At 48.8% G+C, this 7,589-nt stretch carries 8 protein-coding genes; 4 read left to right on the top strand and 4 right to left on the bottom strand.

Annotation, left to right across the window (positions count from 1 at the left end; genetic code table 11):
* The 3 genes from AB3X55_13235 to AB3X55_13225 form a co-directional block, all read right to left on the bottom strand.
* Positions 1–1,587 (bottom strand): AAA family ATPase (locus tag AB3X55_13235; GenBank protein MEX0504549.1); only part of this gene is annotated, 1,587 nt, incomplete at its 3' end.
* A gap of 3 nt (positions 1,588–1,590) precedes the next feature.
* Positions 1,591–1,806 carry a helix-turn-helix domain-containing protein gene (locus AB3X55_13230; protein MEX0504548.1) on the bottom strand — a complete coding sequence of 72 codons (216 nt, stop codon included), beginning with the start codon at positions 1,804–1,806 and terminating at the stop codon, positions 1,591–1,593.
* A gap of 83 nt (positions 1,807–1,889) precedes the next feature.
* Complete coding sequence (locus tag AB3X55_13225) at positions 1,890–2,381, bottom strand: hypothetical protein (GenBank protein ID MEX0504547.1); 492 nt, start codon at positions 2,379–2,381, stop codon at positions 1,890–1,892.
* Between the two features lie 216 nt (positions 2,382–2,597).
* Between AB3X55_13225 and AB3X55_13220 the strand changes: the two genes are divergently transcribed.
* Both AB3X55_13220 and AB3X55_13215 read left to right on the top strand, forming a co-directional pair.
* Positions 2,598–2,912, top strand: a complete 315-nt coding sequence (locus AB3X55_13220) for a DUF3764 family protein (protein MEX0504546.1) — start codon at positions 2,598–2,600, stop codon at positions 2,910–2,912.
* 77 nt (positions 2,913–2,989) lie between these two features.
* Positions 2,990–3,418, top strand: coding sequence for a hypothetical protein (locus AB3X55_13215; GenBank protein MEX0504545.1), 429 nt, complete (start codon positions 2,990–2,992; stop codon positions 3,416–3,418).
* A 772-nt stretch (positions 3,419–4,190) separates the two neighbouring features.
* Here the strand turns inward: AB3X55_13215 and AB3X55_13210 are convergent.
* Positions 4,191–6,179 carry a hypothetical protein gene (locus AB3X55_13210; GenBank protein MEX0504544.1) on the bottom strand — a complete coding sequence of 663 codons (1,989 nt, stop codon included), beginning with the start codon at positions 6,177–6,179 and terminating at the stop codon, positions 4,191–4,193.
* A gap of 215 nt (positions 6,180–6,394) precedes the next feature.
* Here AB3X55_13210 and AB3X55_13205 point away from each other — a divergent pair, with 215 nt between their 5' ends.
* Both AB3X55_13205 and AB3X55_13200 read left to right on the top strand, forming a co-directional pair.
* Complete coding sequence (locus AB3X55_13205; protein MEX0504543.1) at positions 6,395–6,694, top strand: DUF5681 domain-containing protein; 300 nt, start codon at positions 6,395–6,397, stop codon at positions 6,692–6,694.
* Positions 6,691–7,589 (top strand): hypothetical protein (locus AB3X55_13200; protein MEX0504542.1); only part of this gene is annotated, 899 nt, incomplete at its 3' end. The genes AB3X55_13205 and AB3X55_13200, both read left to right, overlap by 4 nt.

Raw genomic sequence — 7,589 nt, 5'->3', positions numbered from 1 at the left:
GGTGCGTGGTGTACCGTCACGCAGAACAAGCTGGACCTGTGACGCAGCACTTAATGTTGATGCTGAAGACACCGCTGAAGATACCGCACGAAGGGTAGGAATTATTTCACCGGTCGAAGGCGCTACTGCATTCGCTTTTTCCATTTTGAAGCTATAGACTGCCCCATCCTCACCTTCTTTCTGTTTGTCGACCGTTATATCAACGTTGAGGCCATTATTCGTTTTGCAAACAGTCAAGACCGTGTCAGCACCGGCAAATAGAGCTGATGAACCCCGGATGCCTTTTTTCTTGTCTTTGCCATTGTGTGTGATCATCAAGACCGTGGCACCGGTTTTAGCGGATATTCGCTCTGCGCACCTTAACGCTAGCGTCATGTCCCTAGAAGAATTCTCCTCTTGGTCAGGCGTAGCCTTCGAGAAGGTATCTATAATCACCAACTCGAACGTGCCTTGATCGATTACCCAGTCAGCGTCTTCTTCACCTACCAAGTTTACGCCTTCGCACAATGTTACCTCAGAGGTATCCATATCCAGCGCTTTGAAACGTGGGGGCAATCCTCTCAAGCCTTCATGAGCGCTGTATAAAACTCTACCTTTTCGTGTAGGCAGCCCAGCAAACGGCTTCCCATTAGCGATGTGAGTTGCCATTGCGACAGCAAGAAAACTTTTATACGAACCACTTGGGCCTACCAAAAATGCAACGCCTTGCTTCGTAAGAAGTCTGTCAATGAGCCACTCAGGTGGCCCTAGAGCGAATAACTCGTCAACGCTGTATGATTTAAGCCGTTGTTTGCTCTCATTGTACGAAAGTTTAGGCGCCCAGTCTTTGCGCCTAGCTCCATCTATGAAGGTGCGGAGTTCCCGGATTGTCTGATTAACAGTGAACTCTGGCCAAGTGATGTGTTCCGCGAGCGCGAGGATCTCGGCATCTGACTTGCCTTGAGACACATAACTTGCCACTAAATCCCTGACTGGCTCGTGCCAAGCAATGCCTTGATTGACGATGCTGAGCCGCTTTTCATTTTCGCTGACGAAAATACGACGCTCTCCAACGTCTATATTTTGGGCTGGAATAACTTGCCGCTGTATTTCAGTGAGGAGTGCCTCTGTAAGCTCAGCAGGTTCATCATCTATGATCAGCTGATATCCCGAAGATGGTGGGGCAATGACGTAGCCCCCATCGCCTCTAACGTCCACGCCTGCGTGAAGAGAGCCAGCACTGCACTTTATGTCAGCATCTGGCATCTTGAAATAATAGTGACAGCCTCCGTTCACAGTGGCGACCAAGCGCGTTGGTGGTAGCTCATTAAGGGAAGGCCATTCAAAACCGTTTTTGCCATTCTTCTTGTCGATGTCGATGACAAGCAGCCCTGATATTTTACCGGTAGGCAGGCCGATCAACTCTGCATCACATCGCGAAAACAACTGTTGAATTTTGTCAGGATCAGTTGTTGCGTCATAGAAGCCCTGTTTGCAGGCGGGCGTCTTATCGCTTTTGCACGGAAATACTGGGAAACCCTCTTCAGCAAGACGCAAGGCCTGCGAGATCAGGATTTCTTGAGGCGGCATGATTTGCTGTGAAAACACGATCTACCCCCTCTTGTCCTGCAACCACGCCTCAACATCGCTTAGCCTGTAGCGGACATGCTTTCCGATGCGGCAGAATGGAGGCCCCTGTCGCGTAGTCCGCCAGTAGCTGAGTGTTGCAATAGGCACTGCGAGCCAACGAGCTAGCTCGTCTGCAGTCAGATAAAGTGGGATGCCGTTCTTATCTTCAAGGCTCGTGGGGATGTTTGGTCCGACCATTGGTAATCACCTGTCATACTGTTGAGCAAGTGTTCACCAATAATCATCACACCTTTCTGGAATTCGATCCGGGAAAAACCGATTTAATCGGATGGACTATAATTTCTAATTAAATCAGGAAAATATTCAGGATCTCCGAACATTTCCGAAAGCTCATCCAGCCATTCTTCATGCATTTTCCATCGTTCAGGCATTGGCAGTGAACGTTGTTCAGCCAAGAAATGCTTTGACTTCCATCCACTTGCCAGCTCAAGAATTGTTTTGGCACTATGTTTTTCACCATCATTGGGGACAGAGAGTTCTGACAAAATATGCGCCGCCTCTTCTCCACTAATGCTGTGCTTAAACGCCAAGAAACCTACTAGGTGCTGATAACGTTCACGATCGAGTTCTGCTGTCGGTTGCCTGCCGCGTTGTCTCCCTGTCTTGGGGTATTTGATGGCCATTCGGAGGTGGTTGATTTCTGACATCATCTCCCGAAAGATCTGCCAGTAGTCTTCTTTTGGGGAAGAATGGCCTCGTATCGCTAGGAATGCCGAGATTTGCCGATCGATTTGTTTATTTTTATCAACCATCCTGAAGTAGCCCTCCCAAAAGTTAGTCGGACATAATCGGCACCTTCGGCACAAGAAAAAACTTTAGTTCACCTCCACCCCGTTATTTCCCTGAGCCAATTTGTGTCTCTGCGTAGCTTTCATCCTCCTGTCGATGGACGCGCAGCTGGTGCTGGAGAAGTAAAGCTGTAACATTAAGTTGGGATTCTTAGGCACCGCAATGAAGGGTAACTAAAAATGGCTATAATTGTTAAAGGCGAAATCACAATCACCAAGGGCTTCAACCACTGGAAGGAAATGGTCTTCTCGCAGAAAGAGAAAATGGCTGGGATGGGTATGCAGTTCCTTTTTGCAGGTACAACGAAGGAAGACCCGACCAACCTTATCGCAATCATGAAGTTCGACAGCGTTGAAGCTATGCAAGCTTTTGGTTCTGATGTGGAGCTTACTGAAACGCGACGACAAGCTGGGGCAGTAATTGAGAGCGGTGTGATGACGCCAATCTCGGATGAATTTTTCACAAACTTTCCAGAGCCATTCATCCAGCACTGATCCATTAGGTTTTATAACAGATGCCCCTTGGCTGGACGATCAGCTAAGGGGCAGCAGCGGCTATGTGGAGCAAACCGATGCGCCTCCTCCTCACCACCATCATCCTGACAATGCTCGCGCAGTCGGTTTGGGCGGACACCACAAACCGAGCAAAACAACTCTCACCTGCCCCGGGGGTCTTTGTTGGTGGAGTAGGCTTGGAGTGCCGATCCAAGCCAGAAACTTGGGTGCAATTTGTGCTATTGACTAAAGACAGGAAAAAACTGGGCATCGCGAAGTTTGAAGATGATGATGTCACTTATGATTTTTGGCGCATAACCAAAACCACACCTCGTCATTACATCGCGCAAGACGAAGAAAAAAAGCCAAAGGAAATTGTCCTCGACCGGCAGAGACTTGAGATGTCTTATGGCTTGGACTATTGGTGTGAAACGATGAGCATCAGCGACCTGCACAAAAATGCTGGTAACCACCTCCGCGCTTTATTGAGCGAGAATAAAATCTAATGCGCCTCATCCTCACCACCATCATCCTGACGATGCTTGTGCAGCGGGGCGATATCTCAGCTACAAGCTGACGATCTCAGACAACAGGTCGTTCCGTTTCGGCGGCTTCGACATCGACGTGACGCAGACTGGGGCGAGGTGAGTTAATGTCGTCAGCGTTACTCAGCTGATCTCTCAGCGCATGAAGCAATTAGCTTTCCATCATTTCGTATTAGCCTCTGTGAATAGAGATTTCTCCCCCATAGAAACCAACGAGTTTCACCTTTGTCGCGCGAATCAACCCACATCAAGACTCCAGTTTGCGATGCCCGCTCACATACACTTAAAGATACTAATTTCAGTGTATCGGCATCCCAAACCATTGTGGCCTTCGCCGTAGTGGGCCACTGCACAGCAACCAACAGCGCAACCGCTGCTGTCGTCAAAAACCTCATGACACTATCTCCAACTGAAAGGGGTCACCACTATGCCACTCTCTGACCGCACCGATCTACTCATCACTGACTACGAGCAACGGCAGTTTCCCGATCTGGAAGAGAGCGTCTGCCCTTGGTTGTAAAGCATATCCCCCCCGACCGGATAACCAGCCGAGGGGTTACGTGCAACCATCATCGAGGGATGCCGGCCCTGCTGGGGGAAGAGGCCAGAGCTACCCATTTTAACGCCTCACATGTGCCTGTGCGCGTCCTGCGAATGTGCATCGCATATATTGCGCCGATTGAGTTTTAAGATTTAGGCCCAAGCATTGGAATTCCACATGTATGTGGATTTCTTAAAGCGCGTTGCAGCCCTTTGTGCTGACGATTTTCCCTTTCAAATTCACACATTGCTGTCTGGTTAACTTTGTCTTTGCATTGACGACCATAAAGTTTAGGTACACTTGCTTGTTCTTGAAAACAAAAGACATGTCCCGTGTGTCGTTACAGAAGTTTTTATAAAAACAGCGACTGTTCTGTTCGCTCACAAAAAACTTGACGGTGTACATTCCCCATCCTTTGTAGATCACGCACGAACTATTCGAAGGTGGAGGAACTTGCAGTTGATCCGACATTGAGCGGAGCCATCTAAATCCGAACTCGATTAGCTGAGGGCTCACAACATTCTCGCAGCGATAATATTTGAAGCTCTTGGATTGGTGAATCAGCTGGCCGTCAACATCTCCACTCGGCGTTAATCTTAACATCGGAACATTTTCTGCCGGTGTCACTTTTGATTGGGCCGTGGCGCTTGGTTTTTCCGCTGGTTTGGTGCTGCTAGGAGAAGTTGTCCCAGTATCGTTGCTAGATTCCTCTGAGCTGTCGCCCAAAAGCGTCTTTTCGCAAACCTCGACTTTTGATTTGAGATAGTTGATTTGCCTTTTTTCAGTTTCACATTTGGGAGCACTAGCTGCAGCAAGCAGCTTTTCATTTTCTGACTTTTGCGCGCTTATTTCTTTTTTCATTTTGTTGGATAGCTCAGTGAGCGCATCCAGTTCAGTTTGTGTTTCTTGGTATTTGCTGGCCATTTCATTATTTGAAAACTCAAGCGCCGATAGCCTAGCCTGTAAGCTCTCGATCTCGGCCTGCGCTTCGCTTAAAGAATTTGCCTTTTCTTCAATATCAGCCTCTTTGCCGGCCAAGGTTTCCTTCAGCTCTGATATTGTCGTCGCCAAGGCTCCTAATTGTTTTGAGCCTACCGCTGAGTCGGCCAGCTCTGACTCCAGCTCTTTCACCTTAAGCTCGAGTTCAGTCCTCTTTTCCAAATCACCTTGCAGGGCAGATAGCGCATTGTTCTTTTCTTCTAGCGCCGTTTCTGCACTGGCTAACTTGCGTTCGAGTTCGTCACGGTCACCCCTGAGCGCATTTATCTCGGAAGACTGTTTTGCAACATTGTCCGAAAGCTCGCTGACTTTACTGTTGAGTTCGGAAACGAGTTCCGGTTGCTGCTTGGCTTCTGCCAGCTCGGCTTGAGCTTCTTTTGTGGCGGCCTTTTGTGATTCAATTTCTTCGGTGAGCAATTGCAGCCTGCCATTCAGTTCGGCCTGCGCATTGTTGGCGGCTTCGATGGTACGCTCAAGCTGCTGATTTTCTTTTTTCTGACTGTCCAGCTGCGCCTCCAGAGCAGCTATAGATCGCTCAGACGCCTGGGACGAGGCTTTGGCTGCGTCTAACTGTGTCTCTAGTGAAGCTATGGACCGCCCCAACTCTTGTGCCGACGCTTCGGCGAGATTTGCTGCTTCCTCGAATTGTTTGATTTGCTTGCGGTAATCGTCAATCACGCTAGGCAGTCGTTTACCTGCACGCACATCTATTAACATTGACTGTATTTGCCCCAGTCCATCCTGCTTATTGTTTGCTTTTAAGAGGCATTCACGCTCATATTTCCGGTCCCCCTTACTTTCGAAACCGGGTAGACCCACGAAAAGGGCGTCTTTCATACTGGCTACATCAGATGCGCTGAATTCGTATTTCCATTTATATTTTGATTTGAACCTTGTGCCGTATCCAGAGATCGAGGCGTCTGAGTTCCTCAAGTCCCCATAAAACAGCATGATGCCATCACCATTTTTGTTATTTTTGTCTATCCAGACACGCGTTGAAGAAAAACTTATTGATGTATAAATCCCCCAAAAATCCTCTGAATAACCACGTGCTCCTGATTTGTCCCCCGAACAGGAAAGCGTAATGCTAATCAGTTGTTGAGGCTCATTTGTAGCTAAAGCCTGCTGCGACAACAGCCCAGCTGTGAAAGCCATAATTACGATTTTGAGTTTTGGGAACATAGGGGACTTCTAGCTATTGTGTGTTATCCCCCAGTCTCCAAAGATAAACATAAAGAAGAGAAAAAATAAATGCCTTAGGCAAAAATCAGGCACTTGAATCGAAGGTTGCTTGTTATCAATGACGCTTATCACTCACAAGCCGTGGTAAGACGAGGTTCCATCCAATTACCTCTACAGCGTCTACAATTTGAGTGTTCAGCGTGTTACGTTGTGACATGCAAATTTACACACCACCACGCGCAAAAAATGGCCAATTCGCACCCGGCTCCTCCGGTAATCCGGGAGGTCGTCCAAAGGATGAGGCGCGGGTCGCCGAGCTGGCCCGATCTCACACTCTTGAGGCCATCGATACGCTTGTTGACCTCATGCGTCACGGCAGGGATGAGCGTGTACGTGGTACAGCCGCTCAGGCGTTGCTGGATCGAGGCTGGGGCAAGCCGAAGGTGGAAGTGGTGTCAGAGGTCGGTGGCGGGTATTTAGAGGCATTAAAGGACGCTAATGCTGATCTGTCATGAAGTTTTCTTTTCACAAACCCGACTTGAACGAAGTAGGTGCGCGGCTGTCTGGACGCCTTGCAATAAGTAGCAAGCAAGTCGCTATTTATTTCAATACTGCACTTGCTGGTACAGCAGGCTTGGAGATGGATCGGTATCTCCGAGATGTCTTAGAAAACAGCTCAACCATTTATGATCGAGCAATGGACGCCGGTCGTAATGTCTTTGCTGAGTATGGACCAGACCACAGATTATTTGATGGTGGACACACAGTAGCTGGCGCGTGGGAGGCAGTAAGAAATGCACTCCCTGATGATCGGTTGAATGAAGAGGCGCTGGGCTTTCTAGCTGCTTATTGGAAAGACCTAGTTACCCCGATGGGTATGCCTATTGCGAACTTTTCGCGAGATAGTTTTGATCAGATTACCGCTGCAGCTTCACGTATCGGAATCGAGCCAGAATGGTTAAAAGACTTAGTTTCTTTCACTGCTACAGAGGGTGCGGGTGCTTTAGCGGCAGTCGTTGGTGCGGCACTAAGCTGGCACCAAAAGGATATCGAAGATTTCGCAGAGTACGCAGCTTCAATTGCAGCAGGATCACTGCTTGCTGCAAACCCTCTCAGTTTAACAATTGCCATCTTGCTGCTAGCTCGGAGCTGGCATGTTGGCAGAAGGCACACTACTGCGGAAAGAATCCTTGGACGGTTTGGCTGGGGAAGCGCCAAAGCAGGTGCGTTTATCGGAGCGGCGTCACTGGCTAGTGGTGCTTGGCTAGGGGTTGCCGCCGGACTGGCAGCTGCGGTTGTGGTGTCTCATCTTCAAAAGCAGGTGGGGGGCAGTGAGGAAGCGTATAACTGTGAGCATATGGCCGATCAGATGCAGAGCCTGATTGATCGCAAGGTAGTGTCTTTACTTGA

This window comes from Alphaproteobacteria bacterium LSUCC0719, from assembly GCA_040839025.1.
GTDB lineage: Bacteria > Pseudomonadota > Alphaproteobacteria > Puniceispirillales > Puniceispirillaceae > UBA8309.
The sequence above is the reverse complement of the archived record's forward strand: the minus strand, read 5'-3'. Positions and strand labels throughout refer to the sequence as shown.

Bases quoted from the DNA above. Each gene is read 5' to 3' on its own strand.
- AB3X55_13220 (MEX0504546.1), top strand. From the start codon at position 2,598: ATGGCTATAATTGTTAAAGGCGAAATCACAATCACCAAGGGCTTCAAC.
- AB3X55_13230 (MEX0504548.1), bottom strand. From the start codon at position 1,806: ATGGTCGGACCAAACATCCCCACGAGCCTTGAAGATAAGAACGGCATC.
- AB3X55_13225 (MEX0504547.1), bottom strand. From the start codon at position 2,381: ATGGTTGATAAAAATAAACAAATCGATCGGCAAATCTCGGCATTCCTA.
- AB3X55_13205 (MEX0504543.1), top strand. From the start codon at position 6,395: ATGCAAATTTACACACCACCACGCGCAAAAAATGGCCAATTCGCACCC.
- AB3X55_13215 (MEX0504545.1), top strand. From the start codon at position 2,990: ATGCGCCTCCTCCTCACCACCATCATCCTGACAATGCTCGCGCAGTCG.
- AB3X55_13210 (MEX0504544.1), bottom strand. From the start codon at position 6,179: ATGTTCCCAAAACTCAAAATCGTAATTATGGCTTTCACAGCTGGGCTG.